The organism is Vibrio sp. ABH4_348 (assembly GCF_056159765.1).
Window position 1 is genome coordinate 611,402 of record NZ_JBSWVW010000002.1, and the last position, 22,658, is coordinate 634,059.

26 protein-coding genes are annotated in these 22,658 nt (G+C 45.3%); 14 read left to right on the forward strand and 12 right to left on the reverse strand.

Going from position 1 to position 22,658, the window contains the following annotated elements:
• Positions 1–56 precede the first annotated feature (56 nt).
• Positions 57–308, forward strand: a complete 252-nt coding sequence (locus tag ACXAFJ_RS16460) for a DUF3081 domain-containing protein (RefSeq protein WP_475324914.1) — start codon at positions 57–59, stop codon at positions 306–308.
• Between the two features lie 19 nt (positions 309–327).
• On the opposite strand, the gene ACXAFJ_RS16465 is transcribed toward ACXAFJ_RS16460, so the two are convergent.
• On the reverse strand, positions 328–723 hold the full coding sequence (locus tag ACXAFJ_RS16465) for a VOC family protein (RefSeq protein WP_475324916.1): 396 nt from the start codon (positions 721–723) through the stop codon (positions 328–330).
• Between the two features lie 31 nt (positions 724–754).
• Complete coding sequence (locus ACXAFJ_RS16470) at positions 755–1,594, reverse strand: DUF6597 domain-containing transcriptional factor (RefSeq protein ID WP_475324917.1); 840 nt, start codon at positions 1,592–1,594, stop codon at positions 755–757.
• Positions 1,595–1,775: 181 nt separating this feature from the next.
• On the opposite strand from ACXAFJ_RS16470, the gene ACXAFJ_RS16475 reads away from it, so the two are divergent.
• Positions 1,776–2,549, forward strand: coding sequence for a DUF4197 domain-containing protein (locus tag ACXAFJ_RS16475; protein WP_475324918.1), 774 nt, complete (start codon positions 1,776–1,778; stop codon positions 2,547–2,549).
• Between the two features lie 67 nt (positions 2,550–2,616).
• On the opposite strand, the gene ACXAFJ_RS16480 is transcribed toward ACXAFJ_RS16475, so the two are convergent.
• The 4 genes from ACXAFJ_RS16480 to ACXAFJ_RS16495 form a co-directional block, all read right to left on the reverse strand.
• Positions 2,617–3,006 (reverse strand): MaoP family protein, encoded by a 390-nt coding sequence (locus ACXAFJ_RS16480; RefSeq protein ID WP_475324920.1) that lies wholly within the window; start codon positions 3,004–3,006, stop codon positions 2,617–2,619.
• 170 nt (positions 3,007–3,176) lie between these two features.
• A complete protein-coding gene (locus ACXAFJ_RS16485) occupies positions 3,177–4,139 on the reverse strand; it encodes a 5-oxoprolinase subunit C family protein (RefSeq protein WP_475324921.1) in 963 nt (320 codons plus the stop codon).
• Positions 4,121–4,825: a 5-oxoprolinase subunit PxpB gene (gene pxpB / locus ACXAFJ_RS16490; protein WP_475324922.1), complete on the reverse strand. Its 705-nt coding sequence runs from the start codon at positions 4,823–4,825 to the stop codon at positions 4,121–4,123. Before pxpB ends, ACXAFJ_RS16485 begins: the two co-directional genes overlap by 19 nt.
• 13 nt (positions 4,826–4,838) lie before the next feature.
• Positions 4,839–5,588 carry a 5-oxoprolinase subunit PxpA gene (locus ACXAFJ_RS16495; RefSeq protein WP_475324923.1) on the reverse strand — a complete coding sequence of 250 codons (750 nt, stop codon included), beginning with the start codon at positions 5,586–5,588 and terminating at the stop codon, positions 4,839–4,841.
• 369 nt (positions 5,589–5,957) lie between these two features.
• Between ACXAFJ_RS16495 and ACXAFJ_RS16500 the strand changes: the two genes are divergently transcribed.
• The 6 genes from ACXAFJ_RS16500 (at position 5,958) to ACXAFJ_RS16525 (ending at position 10,048) form a co-directional block, all read left to right on the forward strand.
• Positions 5,958–6,929 carry a TRAP transporter substrate-binding protein gene (locus tag ACXAFJ_RS16500; RefSeq protein WP_475324925.1) on the forward strand — a complete coding sequence of 324 codons (972 nt, stop codon included), beginning with the start codon at positions 5,958–5,960 and terminating at the stop codon, positions 6,927–6,929.
• A gap of 12 nt (positions 6,930–6,941) precedes the next feature.
• The gene (locus ACXAFJ_RS16505) at positions 6,942–7,505 is read left to right on the forward strand and encodes a TRAP transporter small permease (RefSeq protein ID WP_475324926.1); all 564 of its coding nucleotides are present in this window, start codon (positions 6,942–6,944) and stop codon (positions 7,503–7,505) included.
• Positions 7,502–8,806, forward strand: coding sequence for a TRAP transporter large permease (locus ACXAFJ_RS16510; protein WP_475324927.1), 1,305 nt, complete (start codon positions 7,502–7,504; stop codon positions 8,804–8,806). The genes ACXAFJ_RS16505 and ACXAFJ_RS16510 overlap by 4 nt, the downstream gene beginning before the upstream one ends.
• 65 nt (positions 8,807–8,871) lie before the next feature.
• Positions 8,872–9,396 (forward strand): winged helix DNA-binding protein, encoded by a 525-nt coding sequence (locus tag ACXAFJ_RS16515; protein WP_475324929.1) that lies wholly within the window; start codon positions 8,872–8,874, stop codon positions 9,394–9,396.
• Between the two features lie 33 nt (positions 9,397–9,429).
• A complete protein-coding gene (locus tag ACXAFJ_RS16520; RefSeq protein WP_475324930.1) occupies positions 9,430–9,777 on the forward strand; it encodes a gamma-glutamylcyclotransferase family protein in 348 nt (115 codons plus the stop codon).
• A gap of 73 nt (positions 9,778–9,850) precedes the next feature.
• Entirely contained in the window at positions 9,851–10,048 is a 198-nt protein-coding gene (locus tag ACXAFJ_RS16525) for a DUF1737 domain-containing protein (RefSeq protein WP_475324932.1), read from the forward strand.
• A 65-nt stretch (positions 10,049–10,113) separates the two neighbouring features.
• Here the strand turns inward: ACXAFJ_RS16525 and ACXAFJ_RS16530 are convergent, their stop codons facing one another.
• A complete protein-coding gene (locus ACXAFJ_RS16530; protein WP_475324701.1) occupies positions 10,114–11,073 on the reverse strand; it encodes an IS30 family transposase in 960 nt (319 codons plus the stop codon).
• 64 nt (positions 11,074–11,137) lie between these two features.
• Here ACXAFJ_RS16530 and ACXAFJ_RS16535 point away from each other — a divergent pair, with 64 nt between their 5' ends.
• Positions 11,138–12,370 carry a winged helix-turn-helix domain-containing protein gene (locus ACXAFJ_RS16535; protein ID WP_475324934.1) on the forward strand — a complete coding sequence of 411 codons (1,233 nt, stop codon included), beginning with the start codon at positions 11,138–11,140 and terminating at the stop codon, positions 12,368–12,370.
• Between the two features lie 62 nt (positions 12,371–12,432).
• On the opposite strand, the gene ACXAFJ_RS16540 is transcribed toward ACXAFJ_RS16535, so the two are convergent.
• The 4 genes from ACXAFJ_RS16540 to ACXAFJ_RS16555 form a co-directional block, all read right to left on the reverse strand.
• Positions 12,433–12,843 carry a GFA family protein gene (locus ACXAFJ_RS16540; RefSeq protein WP_475324935.1) on the reverse strand — a complete coding sequence of 137 codons (411 nt, stop codon included), beginning with the start codon at positions 12,841–12,843 and terminating at the stop codon, positions 12,433–12,435.
• Positions 12,843–13,691, reverse strand: a complete 849-nt coding sequence (locus ACXAFJ_RS16545; RefSeq protein WP_475324936.1) for a LysR family transcriptional regulator — start codon at positions 13,689–13,691, stop codon at positions 12,843–12,845. Before ACXAFJ_RS16545 ends, ACXAFJ_RS16540 begins: the two co-directional genes overlap by 1 nt.
• Positions 13,692–13,961: 270 nt before the next feature.
• On the reverse strand, positions 13,962–15,512 hold the full coding sequence (locus ACXAFJ_RS16550; RefSeq protein WP_475324938.1) for a methyl-accepting chemotaxis protein: 1,551 nt from the start codon (positions 15,510–15,512) through the stop codon (positions 13,962–13,964).
• Between the two features lie 372 nt (positions 15,513–15,884).
• Positions 15,885–17,513 carry a methyl-accepting chemotaxis protein gene (locus ACXAFJ_RS16555; protein WP_475324939.1) on the reverse strand — a complete coding sequence of 543 codons (1,629 nt, stop codon included), beginning with the start codon at positions 17,511–17,513 and terminating at the stop codon, positions 15,885–15,887.
• Between the two features lie 385 nt (positions 17,514–17,898).
• Between ACXAFJ_RS16555 and ACXAFJ_RS16560 the strand changes: the two genes are divergently transcribed.
• Both ACXAFJ_RS16560 and cobJ read left to right on the forward strand, forming a co-directional pair.
• On the forward strand, positions 17,899–18,624 hold the full coding sequence (locus ACXAFJ_RS16560) for a precorrin-2 C(20)-methyltransferase (protein WP_475324940.1): 726 nt from the start codon (positions 17,899–17,901) through the stop codon (positions 18,622–18,624).
• Positions 18,621–19,409: a precorrin-3B C(17)-methyltransferase gene (gene cobJ, locus ACXAFJ_RS16565; RefSeq protein WP_475324941.1), complete on the forward strand. Its 789-nt coding sequence runs from the start codon at positions 18,621–18,623 to the stop codon at positions 19,407–19,409. The genes ACXAFJ_RS16560 and cobJ overlap by 4 nt, the downstream gene beginning before the upstream one ends.
• Here the strand turns inward: cobJ and ACXAFJ_RS16570 are convergent.
• Complete coding sequence (locus ACXAFJ_RS16570; RefSeq protein WP_475324943.1) at positions 19,385–20,206, reverse strand: cobalt-precorrin-6A reductase; 822 nt, start codon at positions 20,204–20,206, stop codon at positions 19,385–19,387. The genes cobJ and ACXAFJ_RS16570 overlap by 25 nt on opposite strands.
• On the opposite strand from ACXAFJ_RS16570, the gene cbiE reads away from it, so the two are divergent.
• The 3 genes from cbiE to cobM are packed head-to-tail and all read left to right on the forward strand — an operon-like array spanning position 20,205 to position 22,623.
• Positions 20,205–21,452, forward strand: a complete 1,248-nt coding sequence (cbiE, locus tag ACXAFJ_RS16575) for a precorrin-6y C5,15-methyltransferase (decarboxylating) subunit CbiE (protein WP_475324944.1) — start codon at positions 20,205–20,207, stop codon at positions 21,450–21,452. The genes ACXAFJ_RS16570 and cbiE overlap by 2 nt on opposite strands.
• Positions 21,434–21,880: a cobalamin biosynthesis protein gene (locus tag ACXAFJ_RS16580; RefSeq protein ID WP_475324946.1), complete on the forward strand. Its 447-nt coding sequence runs from the start codon at positions 21,434–21,436 to the stop codon at positions 21,878–21,880. The genes cbiE and ACXAFJ_RS16580 overlap by 19 nt, the downstream gene beginning before the upstream one ends.
• Positions 21,877–22,623: a precorrin-4 C(11)-methyltransferase gene (gene cobM / locus ACXAFJ_RS16585; RefSeq protein WP_475324947.1), complete on the forward strand. Its 747-nt coding sequence runs from the start codon at positions 21,877–21,879 to the stop codon at positions 22,621–22,623. Before ACXAFJ_RS16580 ends, cobM begins: the two co-directional genes overlap by 4 nt.
• Positions 22,624–22,658 lie beyond the last annotated feature (35 nt).

The following is a 22,658-nucleotide window of genomic DNA, read 5'->3' on the forward strand; positions in this document are numbered from 1 at the left end:
AGTAGAAAGCAATAGTAATTTCAAATTTCATATAAGTACGTTAATCAAGGAAAGTGATGAGGAATGAACTAGACGTTGCAAAGATTCTGAAAGCCTATGAGGTGATAGTAAGCAACGGAGTCAAAACCGACGGTGTAACACGTTATGAAGGGTTAGAAGCGTATTCAGATTACGATGGCTACACTGTGTTTCTTCGAGGTAATGGCGTGGAGTTGAGTGTTGGGTTTCACAACACTTATCATTTCAACTATGACCATGAACACCAAAAAGAGTCATTTTTGAAGAAAGTAGAACAGGTGCTCAAGTAGAACACCTGTTTACGTGAAGTTAGTTACTTTCTGCCGTGTGCTGAACGATATCAATATTGATTCCAGCGGGATCTTCAACCACAAAGTGAATCTGTCCCCAGTCTTCTACTTTGTAGTCCATTGAAAATGTCATACCAAACTCTTTTGCTTGTTGAAAAGCCTTCTCTGCGTCGGCCACTTCAAGGCTGATGACATAACCTTTTGGATCCATTAAGCGGTGAAGAAATTCTGGTTGCGAAGGGTGGTCTGGAACTAAAAAGCCAAGCTGGACACCGGTTTCCATTGAAACGAGATGTAGATAAAAATCTTCTTGGTAGTAGACAGACTGAAAGCCAAAAAAAGTCTCATAGAACGCTTTAAGCTCTGCCAAGTTTTCAGTCACCATTACCGGGAACATCGCACTAAATTCAATCATGGGTTTCTCCTAACTATTTCTGTTTAAGTGGTTACTCGTTGTTGTTGAGTAAGATGATGCGTGATTGAGAAGAAGTGCTATTGTACAAAACGGACATATGCAAAAAGTGTCCCGGAGTGACTCCTGATAGTTGTTTAAACTCCCTAGAAAAATGTGATTGGTCAAAGTACCAATCGGCCCAAGCTTGATGATCTTGTACGGTTTGCCAAGCTCTTAACGTGTGTTGAAAACGAAGTACTTTACAAAAAGCTTTTGGACTTACTCCTAGGTACTGCTGTGATAGACGCCTTAATTGACGGTCAGTGATCCCTAACTCGTGCGACGCAAAGTCTTTTAGCGCAATACCGTCATTGGCCCCACAACAAAATCGAACAAATTTGAGAACTCTTGGGTCAACAATTGGCCTTTCTATTCTAGAAGCCAACGCTTTCGCGAAACGAATACTACGTTGTTGAAAATCTTCATTAAATGACAAAGATTCCTGCATCTGGTCAATAAATCCGGCTGAAAGTATGTCTTTAGTCGGTAATTGATGATCGCTAGGAGACCATTCACTAATAGGTTCTGAAAGCAGCGCATGCTGACCGAGTACTCGAAAACGAACCCCAAAGTACGTAACCGGCCCTTTAAGCGGGTAGACAATGGGTGAGGTAAATGGCGAAACGAGTACCGCGTCATTCAAATCATTAAGATTGATAATGAGATCGACACAATTGTCAGGAACACTTCGATATTGGAACTCTCCATTCGGAACAGAGATCTGCCAAAAATAGTGTACCCAATGGCTAATCGGAGCAGGTGGCGTCCAAGTTTGATAAAGATCGTTACCGTGGACCTGACCTTGAAACGGCTTAAATTCAGAGACTAACATCGTTGTCAGTATACTCAGTTTTAGGCTCGAGTAGGGGTTAAACTTAACAAACTTGTTATTTTGATATTCTTATTATCTTGACATAGGTACTAGTGAGTTTTTGCTATGATCAAGAACTTACATAACTCAATGTGCAACGTTGTTTAGCGGCTGATAGCCATTTTGATTAAGGATGATTGTGATGAAAAAACAAGTAGCGTTAAGTCTACTGTTGATTGGTAGTGTGTCCACATTCCCCGTTTCAGCCAATTGGCTGGACAAACTAAAATCGGCTGCTGAAGACGAACAGCTGCAACAAACTGTGATTGATTCTGCGTTGGGTTCAGACAGCTCAGCTTCAGGTAACGGGCTGGATACTAACACCCTCATTAATGGGCTTAAAGAAGCGCTGGAAGTAGGCAGTAAACGTGCGATAGATACCATTAGCCAGCCTGGAGGTTATCTCGACAATCTGGATATTCGTATTCCCTTACCTGACGGCATTAACAACGTGGCGTCATTGTTGAAAAATTACGGGTTAGAAAGCCAAGTTAATCAGTTTGAGCAAAGCATGAATCGAGCAGCAGAACAGGCTGCGCCACATGCAACAGACTTGATTGTTGGTGCACTTAAAGAGATGACCATTGAAGATGCCAAAAAGATCTACTCTGGGCCAGATGACGCCGCGACTCAGTACTTTAAAGACAAAACCAGCGAAAAGTTAAAAGCTCTATTCCAACCAAGCGTTAAAGAATCCTTAAATGAAGTGGGTGCAACTCGTTACTATGGCGAGCTGGCATCACAAGCCAAAAATGTCCCATTTGTGGGAGATAAAGTGAACGTGGATTTGGATAGCTATGTCACTAATGAAGCATTGAATGGCTTATTCTACGTCTTAGCCGCGGAAGAAAAGAAAATCCGTGAGAATCCGGCTGCGCGTACAACAGAATTACTTAAGGAAGTGTTTAGTCAGTAAACACTTCCGAGCAAGCAGAATACACCTGAGTTGACTCCCTATAAGGGTCAACTCAGGTAGAGTGTAACTAGTCTGTTTCAACACTTGATTCAATTTCTGGCGTATCATCGTCAAGCTCCTCGGTTGAGCTTGAGACCTCTTCGGCAACATCCGTTTTGTGCTTACCATTAAGAGTGTGAAATTTGCGGCGGCCGCGCGATAGTTTTACGTATTTCAACCAAGTTCTTTCTAACTTACTCTTCGCTTTAGTGGGGGCTTCTAGCACCTTCAGAAAGTGATTTTCTTCTTGGTTACTAGGTTCCAATTCACCTAATTCTAATGCTTGAAGAGTATCACCATATTGAATCAGTAAATCTTCTTCGGTAAGGGTAAAGTCGCCAGATTTGGCAAAACCTCGAGGGAATTTTTTATTGTCAAAAAAACGTTTCGTGCCTGGACGAATTTGGATGTCAGACATGTTGTTAGCCTCAGTAAACTGAAATGTATTTCAATAAGTGAGAAACGATTCACTTTCAAAGCGGATTGGCTTTAAAAGCTCTAAAGTCCGATAAACAAGTAGTAAACCGCTTATCGAACTAACAACATGTATTTATCGAATAATCATGACATTTGCATGAAGGGACGGCATCAATTCCAAGCAAAGAATTTGCAGTATTGTTTCCAGCGTTCGGTTGCTGCTCTTAGTTGAGCTTTTTGGAAAGTAACTTGGCTTCCTGGCGCTGCTTGAGCCAGTGCGCTGATACTTTCACGAGTCAGACAGCCAATTTTTGGATAACCACCCAATGTCTGCCTATCGTTCAGTAAAATTATTGGCTGGCCATCGGCAGGAATTTGGATTGCGCCTAAGGCAATTCCTTCAGAAATAACACCACCAATCTGACATTCAACCGGTTTGCCTGAGAGTCTAACTCCCATGCGATCACTTTGTGGCGAGATGGTATAAGAGTTCGAATACAAGGTTTGCTTATGCTGAGCTTCAAACTGTTCACTCTGATAGCTTTCGATAACCTGCAACACAACGGGGGATTTATAGTGACGTTGGTATCTGGCAGGAACGCAGTGATTGACTTTACAGGCAGTGTGAGTACTTACTTGATCACAACCGACGGGCAACAAATCACCCGTGTTCAGCTTATCACCCAAACCAAATTCTTGGTTGGCTTGAGGCAAGCCACCTAACTGATTTCTCATTACGGTGGCAACACTGCCCGCAAATGTGTTGATATTAAATCCACCACAGACGGCGAGATAGCTTCGTAAACCGCCGTTGGCAAAGGCAAAAGAAAGAGTCTGGCCTTTTTTCAACTGAAACGAACGCCAGTTACCAATATTTACCCCATCAATTTTGGCTTGCATATCAGCGCCCGTCAGGGCCAATGAAAGATCTTGATGCGCCTTGAACTTGGCGTTGCCCATGGTGATCTCTATACAAGCAGCGTTACCGTGGTTACCCAAAAGCTTATTGGCCCAGCCGTAAGCGTGCCAATCCACTGGACCGCCTGAACTCAGACCTAGATGACCGACACCCATTCTTCCCCTGTCTTGTAGCAGGCTGAGCATTCCGGGATTGACTATTTCCAATCCGTGCATAACTGGCCTCCTAAGCGTAAAAACTCAGTTTTATCGATCGATGAGAACTGGATTCTGTCGCCATTTTCGAATGGCATCATCGGATCTGACTTTGGGTTAAATAACGGTGTTGGACAGTTGCCAATGATTTGCCAGCCACCGGGGGAATCGGCAGGGTAAACCGCAGTTTGGGTATCGGCGATACCGACACTGCCAGCGGGAATTTTTACACGCGGTGTGGTGTGACGCGGCGTGGCAATTCTAGAGTCAACACTCGCCAAAAAACCAAAGCCGGGCGCAAAGCCAATCGCGCACACGTGGTAAATGGTTTTACTGTGGATGTCGATAACTTGTTCTATTGTAAGCCCGCGATGGTTAGCTAAGTTTTTTAAATCTGGACCTGTTTCTTCGCTATAGTAGACGGGCAACTCAACCAACTTGCCTTCGATTTCGATACTGGTGGAGTTCAGTTTTCTCGCGAGACGCTGCACACCAGAACCGAGAACCCGACCATCTAGCTTCAAAGGATTAAACTCCACCAAGATAGTGGTGTAAGAAGGAATTACCTCAATAACCCCATAACCGTATTCAAGGCGGATGTGATCACACATTGTCCCTATTTGAGACGACAGGCTTGGATCTATTTCGTCAGCGAGATTAAACAAAATATGAGTCTCACTGACTTGTTCAAACTTACAAAATTTCATTGCTTGATAGGGATTATTTAACGTTGATTGCTTCAGCCAGTTTTTGAATGACGGCGACCGATTCAGGATTGTCACCGTGAACACAAACTGTGTCTGGTTTTAGAGCAAGGGTTTCGCCATCTGTTGTGACTACTTCGCCGCTTGCCGCTAACTTTAACACTTGCGCGATGATTTGTTCCGGATCGTGGAATACCGAGTTGGGCTGACTGCGAGGCGCAAGGCTTCCTTCCGGGGTATAAGCACGGTCGGCAAAAGCTTCAAACAGTAGTTCAACACCGTGGTCGTCGGCAATTTTTTGGTATTGAGTGTTATCGGCTTTCGCTAAAATCATCAGTTTAGGGGTGTCGTTATCCTCACCAACTGATAACTTAGATACCGCTTTCACAATCGAAAGGTAGATGGCTTCATTTGCCATCATGTCGTTATAAAGCGCACCGTGGGGCTTTACATAATCAATTTGGGTATTGTGCAGTTGGCAAATCGCTTGAATTGCTCCGACTTGATAGGCGACTAAGTGGGTAATCTGTTCACTTGTGTGCGGAATCGAACGGCGGCCAAAACCAGATTTGTCTTCATAGCCTGGATGAGCGCCAATACTCACCCCATGCTCAACGGCCATCTTGACGGTTTTAGACATAATGTCAGGATCAGAGGCATGAAACCCACAGGCGATGTTTGCCATGTCAACCCAAGGCATGACTTGCTCATCCAAGCCAATTTTCCATGTCCCAAAGCTCTCGCCCATGTCGCAGTTTAATTTCATACCCGATTGTTCCTAATTGTTCACTTCTGAATTGGAGATTCGTGTTTTTTAAACACTCAAAATGAGACCAGATTTCGCGCATTGTAGCGTGAAACAGCGCAACCAAAAATTGATTGCGATGACTAAAAGTGTGCACTGAACATACATTGAATACAATTTGTATGCAAAATCTTTTTAAAGTGTTGCAATATCGTTAACAGCAAGATAACTTCTTATTGTCGATAATTTTATCGATTTCGAATATTGTGCTGTAACCGACTATTTTAACTGGTGTTTTTATTCCATTAAAACAACGCTAACCCCTTGTCGGCCAAGGCTTACAAAGTAGGAATCCTCATCCCCCGATGAGCTAAACAAGGACAGAACGTCATGAAACCTATGCTTAAAAAGGCCGTAATTGCTCTTGCGGCGTTGTCTACCTCGACTGCTTTTGCTTCAACACGATGGGATATGGCTACACCGTATGTTGATGCAACACACCACACACAGAACATCATTCAGTTCGCTGATGATGTAAAAGCCGCTACGGAAGGCGAGTTGGAAATTGTGGTTCACTCTGGTGCGTCTCTAATCAAACACAACGAAATTGCTCGCGCAGTTCGTACCTCACAAGTACCTATGGGTGAAGTGTTCATCGGTATTTTGGGTAACAGTGATCCAGTGTTTAAGCTTGATAACTTACCTTTCCTTGCAACGAACTTTGACCAAGCTAAAGCACTGTATGCAGCGTCAAAAGCTCAGCTAGAGAAGAAGCTAGACAAAGAAAACATGATGTTGCTTTTCTCTGTGCCGTGGCCACCACAAGGTATTTACAGTAAAGAACCGGTTGATTCAGTTGACGACATCAAAGGTGCAAAAATGCGCGCCTACAGCTCAACACTATCACGCCTTGCGGTATTGCTAGATGCGGCGCCAACCACTGTTCAAACTGTTGAAATCCCACAAGCATTCACCACCGGTATCATCGATATGATGATCACTTCTCCAACAACGGGTGTAAGTAGCCAAGCTTGGGATTACGTATCGAACTACACCGATGTTCAAGCGTGGATTCCTAAGAACATGGTTATCGTCAACAAGCGTGCGTTTAAACGTTTAGACAAAGATGTACAAGAGTCGTTGCTAAAAGCTGCTGCTGACGCCGAAGCACGTGGTTGGGAGTTGGCTGAACAAGAAACGGTCAGCAAAACCAAAGCGCTTTCTGAAAATGGTATGAACGTTGCTCAACCTTCAGAAGCTCTGATGACTGCTCTTAAAGAAATTGGTCAGAAAATGGCACAAGAGTGGGCAGAAGAAGCCGGTGCTGAAGGTCAAGCTATCCTTGACGCTTACCAGCAATAATCGGTAACCACTATGCGTAGCTTGTTAGATAAGTTGTATAACACGGCCGGTGTTTTGTCCGGCCTATGCATTGTTGCCATTTGTGTGCTGATTTTAGCTCGCGTAGTGGGTCGCTGGATGGGTATTGTTGTCCCATCTAGCGATGACTTCGCAGGTTATCTGCTCGCGTCTGCCAGTTTTTTGGCATTGGCCTACACCTTTAAAAACGGTGGGCACATTCGAGTCAATTTATTCTTGTCTCGCCTGACCGAGGAAAAGCTCATCACTGTAGAGCGTGCTGTTCTTAGCATTGCTTCTGTTTTGACGGCTTACTTGGCGTACCAACTAGGCTTCATGGTTTGGGAATCATGGGATTTCGAAGAAGTAACGACGGGTTATATTCCGGTGCCGTTATGGCTCGTACAACTGCCTATGGCGGTGGGTATGATTGTTTTCGCAATTTCTGTTATTGACCAAACTGTCTGCGCTTACCTTTTTGGTGCTCGGATTCCAAAGTCAGAGGAAGAAGCCTTGGTCGAGACTCAAAAAATTGATTTAGATGATGTGACAGATGGCGACAAAGGAGGCCAAGCATGAGCGAAATGATGATTGGTTTCATCTTACTGGCAGTGTTGTTTGCAACGCTAGCAAGTGGATTATGGGTTGCACTATCGCTAATTATTGTTGCAACCGTTGGCATGATCCTCTTGGGCAATGATGCATTTGGACTTATCTACGCTACGTCGACATGGGGAGCAATATCTGAGTGGTCATTGGCCGCGCTCCCCTTGTTTATTTGGATGGGTGAAATTCTATTTAGAACTCGTTTGTCCAAAGACCTGTTTGAAGGGCTAACGCCTTGGCTTAGCCGAGTGCCGGGTAGATTACTGCACGTCAATATCTTGAGCTGTGGCATGTTCGCCGCGGTTTCAGGTTCATCAGCGGCGACAGCGGCGACCATTGGTCGCATGACGTTACCTGAGCTTAAGCGTCAGGGTTACAGCGACAAAATGTCAATCGCGACATTGGCTGGTTCAGGAACATTAGGTCTTTTGATACCACCTTCAATCATTTTGATTGTTTATGGTGTGGCCGCGGAAGTCTCGATTGCTCGTCTGTTTATTGCGGGTGCGATACCGGGTCTAATGTTGGTGGCTTTGTTTATGGGCTATACCGCGTTTTGGTCGTACCGTCATCGCAACGAAATGCCACAAGCTGAACAGGTTTACTCTTGGAGCTACAAGATAAAAGCACTATCTCGACTGGTACCAGTTGGATTATTAGTGTTGTTTGTTCTTGGTTCCATCTACGGTGGGTTAACCACGCCAACTGAAGCGGCAGCGTTTGGCGTATTAGGTGCGCTTGCGTTGGCGGTGTTTAGTGGCACGCTCAACAAAGACAGTTTTATTGCCAGCTTAATGGGTGCGGTTCGTACCTCTTGTATGATAGCCCTCATTCTTGCAGGCGCGGCATTTTTGACGGTTGCGATGGGCTTTATCGGTATTCCTAGAATGCTGGCTGAGAATATTGCGATACTCGACTTGTCACCATTTATGCTGTTGTTCCTACTTACCATCTTCTTTGTGGTACTTGGGTGCTTTTTAGATGGTATTTCAGTCGTGGTACTAACCACATCGGTAGTACTACCTATGGTGATTCAAGCGGGAATCGACCCATTGTGGTTTGGTATCTACATTGTACTTGTGGTCGAAATGTCGCAAATCACCCCACCTGTGGGCTTTAACTTGTTCGTCATTCAAAGCTTAACCGGACGAGACATCCTATATGTGGCAAAAGCAGCGTTACCGTTCTTTTTCCTCTTGATGTTGGCGGTGGTTTTGGTCACAGTATGGCCAGAAATAGTCACTTGGTTGCCAACAACCATGACATCAAGTTAAAAGAATAAAATAATAGGGCCTCTCATCGAGGCCTTTTTTATAGAATCAGAATTCAGGGATATCACATGGACAAAAAAGACAACGGCGCATTGCATTTACCTATTGTATCTTCAGCGCACCTTGCCAGTGAACAGGCGGCGTCACTCAGTGAGTTTGAATATGCATTAACCATGGTAAACAACGCGTTTCAACGTTGGATGCAGTCTTGCAGTGATACGTCGGGTATGCCTGAATTAGGGTCGCTAGACATTTTGGTGGTGCATAATATTTTCCACCGAGACCGATCAAAACGTATTGCTGACGTGGCCTTCATGTTAAACATTGAAGACCTACACAATGTGTCCTATTCGGTTCGCAAGTTGGTCAAGCTGAATTTAGTTGAAAGCTTTCGTCAAGGTAAAGACACCTATTACCAAGTGACAGACCAAGGCAAAGAATACTGCCAGAAGTACAAAGCAATCCGAGAGCAGTGTTTAGTCGAAGTGATCAATCAAATGAACCTCAATGATAAGCTGTCCGATATGTCGACCATCATGCGAACTCTATCAGGCTTTTATGATCAAGCATCTCGAGCGGCACGCTCGTTGTAAGTGCCCGATTCACGTTAATTCTAAGGACTAGATATGAACAACAAGCTCTTTTCTTACGGCACTCTGCAAATGGAAAATGTGCAAAAGGAAACCTTTGGGCGACTGCTACAAGGCACCAAAGACACCTTGATTGGCTATGTATTAGGTGAAGTCACCATTCAAGACCAAGCCGTCATAGAAAAAAGTGGTACTGATACCCACCCAATTCTTAAACATACTGGTAATCCCGAGGATGTTGTTGAAGGTACGATTTTTTTAATCACTGATGAAGAGCTGGCACAAGCCGACGACTATGAGGTTGAAGAATACGCACGAGTGGAAGCTGAATTTCGTTCCGGCACAAAAGCCTGGGTTTACGCTGATGCCAGCCAAGTAGGTTAACAAGGTATATTAATAGGCTCTGACTTATTCTGGTTCTGTTTAGAGCCTCAACCTTAATTCAAGGACGAAAACAATGAAACTTTACCGATTTTTAACCGGCCCAGATGACGCTACATTTTGCAAAAGAATCAGTGAAGCACTAAACCGAGGGTGGGAGTTACACGGTAGCCCTACAATAACCTTCAACGGTGAAACAACCATTGCTGGCCAAGCCCTAGTTAAAGAAGTCGACGGTGACTATTCAGATGATATCGACCTTGCCAACGCTTAATTGGCAGACAACCGCGAGTATGGGCCACATTGAATAATCCTGATATCAAGTTTGAAGTGCAACATTTATCTGTAGTAACCAACAAAGCATTCCTCTGGTGTTTTAAAGCCTAGCCGTTTCCTAGGACGTGTGTTCAATCGCTTAGCAATGGCATTGCATTTAGCCTGTGTTAACGACGCCATTGATGTGCCTTTAGGGAGATACTGACGTATTAATCCATTGGTATTTTCATTCGTCCCTCGCTCCCATGAGTGGTGAGGAGTGGCAAAGTAGAAGCGTGTTTCGGTCGCTTCTTCAATTTCTTTGTATTGATTAAACTCAGTACCGTTATCAGCTGTAATAGAAGTAAATAGTCCATCAAATTTGCTCATAATTTTAATGGTTCTCCGGTTGAGAGATTCGGTGGTTCTATTATTCAGTTGGCCTATCAGGGTATAACCAGTTTTCCGCTCAACCAGAGTGACAATACAATGTTTAGAGCCAGCACCCATGACCGTATCGATTTCCCAGTGACCACGTGTTTTTCGGATTTCAACGGAAGCCGGCCGTTCGGATATGTGGCGTTTTGAAGCAACACGACCACGGCTGTCGTAGGCCCCGTAACGCTTCCGACGTTTCTTATTCGATTGCCTGAGGTGTTGCCATAACTGGCCTCCATTAGCTTTATCTCTCCAGACATACTGGTAAATAGATTCGTGACTTATCGTTAATTTACCGGTGGTTTTGAGATGGCCGACAATCTGCTCAGGGCTCCAGTCTTTAACCAGCAACTGCTTAACTTGATTGAATTGCTCTGGTGTGATGCGTTTGTTTCGCCTTGAACAACTTCTTCGCCGAATGGACCGACTCTGGGCTTTGCTAGGCCGATAGGCTTTATCAATTTTGCATGAGTTACGAATGATTTCTCGGGAGATCGTGCTCCGATGTCTTCCGAGGGCATGAGCAATTTGAGCTTGGTTATAACCTTGCTTTCTGAGCATAGAAAGCATATACCTTTCATTCTCAGTGAGCTGTTTGTATTTCATGTATTTTTTCTTCTTGGCGGGAGGAAAACACAAGAATTATGACAGCTCACTGTTTTAAATTTTAGTGTTGCACTTAGTATATGAATCCAAGAATCTAAACAGCGTAAAAGACTATACACGCCTTCGCAGAATTGCACTGCAGGCTCAAGGCTTACTTAAACAATCTTGTTTTGGCAAAAGTACTAAAGGCGCGCTAAATGTATTCAAGCATTTAGGCTATGTGCAAATTGATACCATTTCAGTGATTGAACGAGCGCATCATCATGTGCTGTACTCTCGCGTTCCTAACTACCAACCTGATCAGCTAGCCACGCTTCTAGAGTCAAAACAGGTTTTCGAGTATTTGTCACACGCCGCCGCCTTCTTGCCTATTGAAGATTTCCGCTATTCATTGCCCTATAAGCAGTCGTTGCAAAATGGAAAACGCCATTGGTTTAAAAACCCTGACCGAGCACTCATGGCTGAAGTGATTCAGCGAATTGAACACGAAGGTCCACTGCGTTCACGTGATCTAGAAAGTGCAGACTCCGCCGGTAACAATCAAGGCTGGTGGGATTGGAAACCTGCGAAGAAAGCCGTGGAACAGCTGTATATGGAAGGTCAGCTAATGGTGGCCAACCGCGATGGATTCCAAAAAGCGTATGATTTACCTGAGCGAGTATTGCCCAGTGATATCGATACTAGTATGCCTACGGATCAAGAATTTGCTGAACATATCCTCAATTCCCAACTTCGTTCACAAGGCTTTGCGACAACGAAAGGCCTGCTTTACCACTATAAAAAATCGCCCAGTGTTACGGCTCTGCTGAAATCGTCGTTAAAGCAAAAAATCAACGTGGGGGAGCTTGCTGAGTTTCGCTTGAAGACTGGTGAGACCGTCATTGCGCAGTGCGAGACATTTGAACAATCACTGCCTCGTGTTAGCAATCGAGTCAGTATTCTTTCTCCGTTTGATAATGCTGTGATTCAACGAGAAAGACTCAAATCGGTATTCGACTTTGATTACCAAATTGAGTGTTATGTACCTGAAGCAAAACGTCGATATGGCTACTTCAGTTTACCCATTCTGTACAAAGACAGATTTGTTGGCCGGATAGATTGTAAAGCACATCGCAAACAGCAGAGATTAGAACTGAAAGCCGTTCACATTGAAGCCAATGACTTAGATCAACCAGCGTTTTTAGAGGCGTTTGTAGTGGAGCTTAAGCGTTTTGCTCAGTTTAATGGCTGCTCGGATATTGCAGTGAGTCAAACTTATCCAAAGCAATGGAAAGCACTGATTGAAAATGCGCTATAGCATTTCCTTTACGAAAGCATGATCAAGGCAAGAGCCATGATCATGTTTCCGGAAAGCGGTGTTTATGCGTCGTACTCTTGGCACTTAGGATGGTGATCGGCCAGTGTTAACCAATCGGCTTTGGATTTGATGTAGATGTGTTTCTGTTTGTCTCGGTTGAATTCTGTGTCTAACAAAGCCAACGCGAACGAAGACCAGCCCATATTAAATGTTGAATCGTCCATCCACTGGATGTTGGAGCCACAATTTTTGCAAAAGGTTCGGACGACATTAGGTGATGATTGATAGGATTGAATAACATCTGTGCCAGCGACAATATTAAAGTGCTCGTCGCGAGCGGCTGCGAAGGTCGCAAAAGCTGCACCATGGGCTTTTTGGCACATAGTACAGTGACAGTGCGTAACGTGTTTAATGGGGCCTGTTATTTCTATTTGGATAGAACCGCATAAACAGCTTGCTTTGTATAAATTCATTATTGGATCTCATTTTCCGTTACAAGTTGCTCAACCTGCTTAATGGCATCTAAAGAGGTGCTTGATTTGCGATAACCCAAGTAAATTGGGCGAGACCACTCTTCAACATCTTCTACTTTCTGTAATTGATCCGATTGTAAATACGGTTCAATCAGCGAAACGGGTAGATAGGCACTACCACCTTTTTCAAGAATAAAGTCTAACGCTATTCGACCTGTTGACGTTCTCATGTAGGGCGCAGCAATATCGGGGTGGCGCTCAGCATGTTCAGACGCAAATTTAGTGCCCCAATCCACATAGACGTACTGACCTGAAAACACGTCTTGTAACCGGTTTGATTCCGTCGATACCATGACAAGTTTTAGTTCTGTGACTTTTTGACTGTGAAGCTCATCTGCTTTGATTTGATCAAGTGAAAATGCCATATCTAACGTGCGCTCAAGCAAATTGCGACTAAGCTGCTCTCGCGATAACGCTTCGGCAATAAAGCCATAACCATCAAATGCAGCGGTTACCTTAGAAAGTTGGCTTTGCAAATACGCATCCCAAATGTTTGGTGTACCACCAATCGTGAGTTGAAGCGCTTTACCTTTTTCAAGAGAAAGCTCGTACTTGGCTTTTTCCAAGGTGGTTAACATTACCTCTGCATAGCCGACTAAACGCTCACCCGCTGATGTCAATTTGATAGCGTTGCGATCGCGAATAAACAACGTGGTGTCAAAGTAAGTCTCGAGCTGTTTAATTCGAGAGCTCACCGCTGCTTGGGTGATATAGAGGTTTTCGGAAGCGCGGCCAAAGTGGCGCACTTTTGCAACCTCTAGAAAGGTGCGAAAAACTTTTACGTCCATTGACTTGTCTCTAAATGAATCAATCGCAGCATAACAGTAAAAATTTATCGTCACGATAAATTATTGCTGATTTTGAAAGGTCAATTCTGGATAGTTGGGGTTGATGAGAAGAGGTAGGTAAAAACAAAGAAACTGACTTTAGATACGTGTAGTTTGTATCGTGATGATGTGCTCTACAGATTAATTGTGATCCGACGAATTTAAAAAAACTAAGGCAACGTAAAAAACAAACCCCGAGTGAACCGGTTGTCACTCGGGGTTTTTTGCAACTTACGCTAACTTGAACTCATTCACCAGCGCATTTAGCTTTTGCGCCATTTCACTGAGTTGCTGGCTGGACTGGTTAGTTTGGTCAGCACCAACCTCTGTTTGCTCTGACACGGTAGCAATGTCAGTTAGGTTGCCGTGAATGTCATCGGCTTGACCGCGTTGTGATTGAGCCGAGGCATTAATTTGTTCAGCAATGGCACTCAAGCTTTCAATCACATCCGAGATATCTTGTAGAGACTCACCACACGCTTGCGCTTTAGCAATGCCGTCTGTGGTTTGTTTGTCACACTCTCGCAAGATGTTGACGGTTGTATTTACATCGCCTTGCAAGCTGGTGATTAAGTCCTGAATGCTTACGGTAGATTCTTGTGTTTTAGAGGCAAGTGAACGAACTTCATCTGCTACTACAGCAAAACCGCGTCCTTGTTCGCCAGCTCGTGCGGCTTCAATGGCGGCATTAAGCGCAAGAAGGTTAATCTGATCGGCGATTTGCTTAATCACTTCGACAATGTCACCAATACCATTAGACGATTTTTCTAGACTTTCACCCGTAGTGACTGCAAGGGTTACGTTTTCGTTAATGGTTTCAATTGCTTGAATATTATCTTGAATACTTGCGTTTGCCGCACTTGCTGACTCGCGCGCATTGTTAGTGCGGTTAACTACTTCACCAGCGTTATCTGACACTTCTTGCGACATGGACGACAGCATATCGATTTTGCTGTAAACCAGCTTGGTCTTTTGTTTTTGTTCAACCACACCAGCTTGGATTTGTGTTGTCACACTAGATAGCTGTTCGGCCTGACTTGCCAGTGAATGAGTGCTGGCATTGATGTCAGTGACAACACTACGAATGTTTTGGTTCATGGTATTAAAGGCTGATGCCATCACCGAGAGTTCATCACGACCGTGACTTTTCATCTCGATAGAGAGATCTTTGGAGTCAGCTATATGCTCCATGGTACGAGTGATCTTGTTTAGTGGCTTGATGATGTTTCGGGAGATAAGCGACGAGACAAAAACCAATATTGCCAACACAAATAGTGTCATCAACATGGTAGAACGAAGTTTACTCCAAAACGCCGCTTCAATATCTGAAATGTAGATGCCTGTGCCTACCATTAGCTGTGTTCCAGCTACGCGCTCAATATAGGCGTGTTTAACTTCTAATTCATCGCTATTGGGTTTTGGCCAATTGTATTCCACAAATCCTTTGCCTTGTGTGTTGGCGAGCTCCACCGAGCGACGGGTTACATCGACAACATGAGGTGCGGGGCTATTGAGTAGGTTGACGCCTTCCAATTTCGGGTTAATCGGGTGCATTACATTCACCCCATTGATGTTATGGATGAAGAAGTAACCATTGTTGCCAAAACGAGTGTGACGTGTCGCTTCGACAAGTTGCTCGACAGAAAGTGGGCTTGATTTGTCAACCGCACTCTCAATTAGGGTTACTTGAGCTTCAACCAAGGCTTTAGCCGAATTTTTACGTTCGTTAAGCATTTCATGTTTTAGGTCGACAGTGGCAGCGAGCTCCAAACCAAGTAGCATAAGGCTCGATAGCAGAATTATTAGGCGAATCTTCGAAGCGACTCGAAGCGCATTCAACATTGAATTTAACGGCTTCATTCAATTGATAAAAATGTAAGAAAATAATGCGAAACATTATCGTTTAGACAGCAGTCAGTAATGTCATTGCGCTCAATATATGTGATATAAATCACTATAAATCGAACGATTTGTACATATAAGTACCATTTATATTTGTGTTTTTGCTTAGTGACAGAGTACCTGCGGCATTTTATGTTCAAGTACCAGTGCCGCCTGAAAATTGAGCGGTGCAGTTGCTTAAATACTAAGCTCCAATACAAGGCCCCAATACAAGGCATTAATACAAGGCCTCATTACAGGCATAGGTTTTTGTTAACTCAACTTAAACTCATTGACTAACGTATTGAGCTTTTGCGCCATCTGGCTGAGGTGCTCGCTCGATTGATTGGTTTGGTTGGCACCCAATTCAGTTTGTTCAGAAACCTTCGCAATATCAGTCAGGTTTAAGTGAATTTCATCGGATTGGCTTCTTTGCACTTGCGCTGACTGATTGATGTCTTCGGAGATAACGTTAAGTTGAATGATAACCTGATTTATATCCTCTAGAGATACGCCACAAGACTTGGCTTTTTCTATACCTGACTCGGTGTGGCTTTCACATTCTTGCAAGATATCGAGTGTGGTGGTGACATCTTCTTGCAGGCGAGTGATCAAGCCATGAATATTGCCAGTTGACTCTTGGGTTTTTGAAGCAAGTGATCGGACTTCATCAGCTACCACCGCAAATCCTCGACCTTGTTCGCCTGCCCTTGCCGCTTCTATGGCGGCGTTGAGTGCCAGTAGATTAATTTGGTCGGCAATTTGTGTGATGACATCAATCACCTCTCCAATCCCATTTGAAGACGCCTCTAAACTTTGGCCTGTCTCTACCGCTTTAGACACATTGGCGCTAATGGTTTCAATCGAGTGGATGTTGTCAGCGATGCTGGTATTGGCCTGACTGGCAGATTGCTTGGCGGATTGAGTTTGGTTGACGGCTTCGTTGGCCTTATCGGAGACCTCTTGCGAAACCGTAGATAAGTCATTGATCTTTTGGTAGACCAAATCCGTTTTGTGTTTTTGCTCAGCAACACCGGCTTGTATTTGACTGGTGACAGTCGACAATTCTTCCGCTTGTGTCGCCAATGACGTGGTATTAGAGGTGATGTCTTCAACTACGTGTTTGATATTGTGATTCATGGTGTTGAACGCTGTTGCCATAGAAGACAGCTCATCGGAGCCCTTGTTTTTTAGGCTGATACTTAAATCCTTGGATTTAGCAATGTGTTCCATGGTGCGGGTGATTTTTTTCAAAGGTTTAATGATGTTTCGGGAAATGAGTCCGGATATTAGAATTAAGAAAAACAGCACAAAAACCGTAATGATTAACGACGAGCGAATTTGTTGCCAAAAAGCTTGCTCAATATCGGAGACATAAACTCCGGTTCCCACTACCCAAGGGTAGTTTTGTACTTTCTGCACAAACGAGACTTTAACTTCTAATTCCGAACTGCCCGGTAGCGGCCATTGATAAGAAACAAAACCGCTCCCGGTAGAATTAGCAACATCGACAAATTGTTGAAACGCATTAGAGACATGGGCCTGAGAGCTTTGAATCATATTTTGTCCATTTAGCTCTGGCTTGATCGGGTGCATGATCGTCACACCCTTTGTGTCGTGGATAAAGAAGTAACCATTTTCACCATAGCGCGCAAATTCTATGATTTTTGCGGCGTCTTTTGCGGTGAGTTCACCATTGGCTTTGATCACGCCTTCTATCTGCGCAACTTCAGACTCAACAAGTGCGCGTGCTGAGTTTTGTCTCTCGCGCAACATGTCTTCGCGCAGTTTAGTTGCAGCCATGATCTCCATACCAATTACCACAATGCTTGATATGAGTATGATCAGGCGAATTTTAGACGCAACGCGCAATGAATTTAGGAAAGAGTTGAGCAAAGCCATAGCTTTTGTACCACATCAAAATAGGAGAAATACCATCCTTAAGGTTAGTAAACTATCAATAATAAGTAGTGAAACTTTGCTTCATATCGTCAATGTCGATGGTTAATGTCTGTTTGCTCAACCGTATGTTGTGCTCAATCGTTCAAATTATCAGTTCACCCCTTTACTGCCGTCATAGTATAATTCTTCCTTTTTGTTGAGCCTGAAACCTTAATGGCTCGACTATGATTAAAACTTAGGCCGTCTATAGGTACTGGGTGCATATTGCTTGAATTTAAGGCGATAAAACCTAGCTTACTTGGGTTGGTAGACCAACCAGAACGTCTAAGTAAAAGTGCAAAAAAGCACGGAGCATGTCCAATGGTAGATAGGTCGACGAAATACGATGACTAAAGGTAAGATTTTCGGCGTAGGGCTAGGACCCGGCGCGCAAGATTTAATGAGTGTTCGTTCAGACCGTCTAATTCGCGGCGCAACACACGTTGCTTATTTCAGAAAGCGTGGCCGCAAAGGCCATGCGCGAACCATAGTGGAAGGCATGCTGCCTGAAAATGTCACTGAGTTTGCGATGGAATACCCCGTAACCACAGAGATTCATTTTCAAGATCAAGATTACGTAACCTTGCTGGCTGACTTTTACCAAGAGTGCACACAGTCTTTGTTGGCATTGACCGAGCAAGGCCACGACGTTGTCGTGATTTGTGAAGGCGACCCGTTTTTCTATGGCTCTTTCATGCATTTGTACACCCGTTTAATTGAAACCGTTGACGTAGAAGTCGTGCCAGCGATCACGGGGATGTCAGCGGCGTGGACCGCGACCCACTCTCCGATAACTTGGGGTGACGATGTACTGACCGTTTTGATGGGCACACTTCCTGAAGAGAAGTTGGCAGAGCATGTGGCCTCAACCGATGCCCTAGTGATTATGAAAGTCGGCCGCAATATCGGAAAGATTCGCAAAGTGCTGGATGAAGCAGGCAAAACGGACCGAGCTTATGTGGTGAAGTACGCCGCCATGGAGCAGCAAGAAGTACTGCCACTCAGCCAAGTTGACCGTGATATGCCTTACTTTTCAATCGTGCTGATTCACGGTCAAGGACGTCGTCCATGAGCGAAAATACACCACAAAACACAACAGGTTATTTGTACATCGTTGGCTTAGGGCCGGGTGCGCAAGACATGATTACGCCACAAGCAAGCGCCATTATCGACCAGGCTACCGATGTACTGGGTTATATTCCCTATGTTGAGCGTATTGCAGATCGCGAAGGATTGGTAAAACACCCCACCGATAACCGGGAAGAAATTGCTCGTTCCCGTCATGCCCTGCAACTTGCCGCAGAAGGCAAAAAAGTGGTGATGGTCTCGTCGGGTGATCCGGGTGTGTTTGCTATGGCAGCAGCGGTGTATGAAGCCGTTGAACATGGCGAGCAAGAATGGCGTGGCCTCGATATTCAGGTGATTCCGGGTATTACCGCAATGCTTGCCGCCAGCGCCAGTATTGGTGCGCCACTTGGTCACGATTTTTGTTGTATTAACCTTTCTGACAACCTTAAACCGTGGTCGTTGATCGACAAGCGCCTGCGCTTAGCGATTGAAGCGGACTTTGCTATTGCCCTCTACAATCCGCGTTCCAAATCTCGCCCAGAAGGGTTTGAGAAATTGCTGAACTTGCTTAATGAAGAATGTGATCCGGCAAGAAAGTTGATCTTTGCGCGCGCGGTATCGACACCCAATCAAAGCATTCGAATCTCATCGGTGAAAGACGCGACTGCCGATATGGCGGATATGAAAACGCTGGTGATTATCGGCTCCAGCCAAACCCGGGTGATAGAGCGTCTAAACCAAGACTCGAAAAACAGCGCTTGGATTTACACACCAAGGTCGGCGCAGTGATTGAGCCATTGCAACGCTTCCTCGACACTGTGTGTCTCCACTCGGCTGTGCGTTCCAACAGGTTCGTGTTGGCCGAGAATGGTAGGGCGTTGCACCATCAACACCGGAATACCCAATTCTTTTGCCACGATCAATTTGGCTTCACTGGCCGCTCCGCCGGCATTTTTGCAGACAATCAAATCAATCTGATGACGACTGAGCAAGTCTCGCTCGCCTTCATAGGAAAAAGGCCCTCGGTCGACCACAACATCACAATGCTGAAAAGGAAGAGGTTCACTGGGCTCATCCACCACACGAACCACGTAGTGATGGTGACTTTGCTTACTAAACTCGGCAATGTGCTGTCTACCAGTAGCCAAAAACACACGTTTGGCGGCATTTTCCGAAGCAGTCATACCCGATTTAGCCGCGCTCAAATACTCGACTGCGTCTCCGATGGTCGCAACCGAGATCCAGTTGTCACCAGCGGTAGGTTGCCAAGCAGGTCTGGTCAAGGTCAGCAGCGGGGTATTGGTTTTCTCGCTGGCATAAAACGCATTTTCACTCATTTGCTTAGCAAAAGGGTGAGTGGCATCAATAACATGTGTGATGTTTTCTTGAACAATGAATTTCGCCAAACCATCAACGCCACCAAATCCACCAATGCGCGTGGTCAAGGGTTGAGCTTTGGGCGTTTTAACACGGCCGGCATAGCTAAAGATGCCATCAACACTTTGTTTGGCAAGTTGATGGGCAAGGGCGCTGGCTTCACTGGTGCCACCCAAAATCAATGGGCGGGGAACAAAAGGACGATTCATGCCTGAGCACAGTTTATCGGACGGATTTTCAGACACAGCAACTCAACCTTGGCTGACCGTAATGGGATGGGGTGAGAATGGCACAGGCGATCTCAGTATTTCAAGTATTAAGCACCTAGAAGATGCGGATGTTATCTTCGGTGCCAAGCGCCACCTCACTGTTTTGCCACTGTTAACTGCTGAAGTGCGAGAATGGCCGGTGCCTTTTTCCGAGGGCATTGCTGAGCTACTGACCTTTCGCGGCAAAAAAGTGGTGATGCTGGTCTCTGGCGATCCATTTTGGTTTGGAGCAGGTACCGTTATGGCCAAACACCTTGAGCCGAATGAGTGGACTGCAATCCCTTCGTCGTCTTCATTTAGTCTTGCGAGCGCCAAACTAGGCTGGGGTCTAGAGAAAATCACTTGCCTTGGTTTGCATGCAGCGCCACTGACGCGCGTTCGTCCGCACCTGCAAGCTAAGCAAAAAATCATGGTATTGCTTCGAGATGGTGATGCCGTCTCTGAACTAGCAGAACTACTTAAACAATGGGGTTTTACTGACACCCAAGTCCATGTTTTTGAAGCGTTAGGTGGTGAGCGAGAACGCATCTCCACCTTTGTTGTTGATGAGCTTGTTCCTAAAGACATTCAACACCCAGTTATGGTGGGGTTAGAGGTTGGCCAAAAAGGCCAAGCGATTCCGAGAACATCAGGTTTGCCTGAGCATTGGTTTAAACACGACGGGCAAATCACCAAACAAAATATTAGAGCCATCACGCTAGCTGCGCTTAGCCCCAGATCGGGTGAACGACTGTGGGACATTGGTGCAGGCTCAGGCTCGATTTCCATCGAGTGGTTATTGAGCGACAGACATAACCAAGCCCTTGCCTTTGAGCGTAACGAAAATCGCGCCAGTAACATTCGCGCCAACGCTAACAACCTTGGGGTTGATTACCTAGATGTTGTTGAAGGCAGTGCCGTTGAACAGCTTGAAAGAGCGGTGAACGAAAATCCGCTTCCAGATGTGATTTTTATTGGCGGTGGATTGAGCCACGAATTACTTGAGCGCATTTGGCAAACTATTCCAGCTGGTACTCGTCTGGTGGCAAACGCTGTAACTCTAGAGTCTGAGTCAGTACTTACTCACTGGCATGCAGCGAAGGGTGGTGAGCTTATTAAGATCGAGCTATCACAAAGTACCCCAATTGGTTCAATGCGTGGTTGGAAGTCCAACTACCCTGTTGTGCAATGGCGAGTCACCTTGTGATAGTCGCGGGCATTGGCTGCCGGAGTGGTGCAGATACGGCTTCTCTAGAGAACGCATTACAGCAAGCTCTGCAGGCTGCTCAGAAAAATGTGCAGAAAAAAGAACAGCAAAACCAAACCAATATCGAGCTCGATGCGTTGGCGACTTTGCCAGAGCGAGAAACCGCCGCTAAACCGTTAGCAGAGCAGCTAGGTTTACCCTTGATTTTGGTTGAGCGCAGCCAATTGCAACACATCAATACTTTAAGTTCATCGTCTCGCTGCCTGAGCGAATTTGCCACCGGAAGTGTGGCAGAAGCCTTGGCTCTAGTGGCCAGCGGAGATGGTGCAGAATTACTACATCAACGTCAGATCTCTGAAGACAGACAAGCAACGTGCGCGATTGCACGTTCAATCTCACAAGACGATCAGACAAGGAACAAAACATGACGGTACATTTTGTTGGCGCTGGACCGGGCGCTGCCGACCTATTAACGCTTCGTGGCCGAGAACTTATCGCCTCGTGTCCGGTGTGCATTTATGCGGGTTCAATTATTCCAGAGGAAGTGCTTAGCCACTGTCCAGAAGACGCAACTTTAATTAATACCGCGCCATTGGATCTGGACGCCATTATGGCCGAGATTCAAACCCACCATGAGCAAGGCAAAGATATTGTTCGCCTGCATTCGGGTGATTTATCGGTATGGTCAGCCATGGGTGAACAACTTCGTCGTCTGCGTGAGTTAGAGATTCCCTACACGGTTACACCGGGCGTGCCTTCATTCGCGGCAGCTGCGGCGAGTTTAGGGCAAGAACTAACACTGCCGGGAGTCGCGCAGTCACTCGTACTAACCCGCACCAATGGCCGAGCTACACCAATGCCTGAAGGGGAAACCTTGGCCCAATTTGCAGCCTCAGGTGCAACACTCGCGATTCATCTATCCATTCATAACCTAACCACAGTGGTGGAAGAACTCACGCCGTTTTATGGTGAAGACTGTCCGATTGCGGTGGTTTGGAAAGCAAGCTGGCCAGATGAGAAAATCGTCCGTGGTCGCCTTTCATCTATCGTTGAATTAGTACCAGAAGAGATCAACCGTACGGCACTGATTTTGGTTGGCCCAGTGTTGGAAAACGAAAGCTTTAACAACAGTCGTTTATACGCGTGTGACTATGACCGCCGTTTCCGTTGATCACGCGCAGTTTTTAGCCAAGTGGCAAGAGGTAT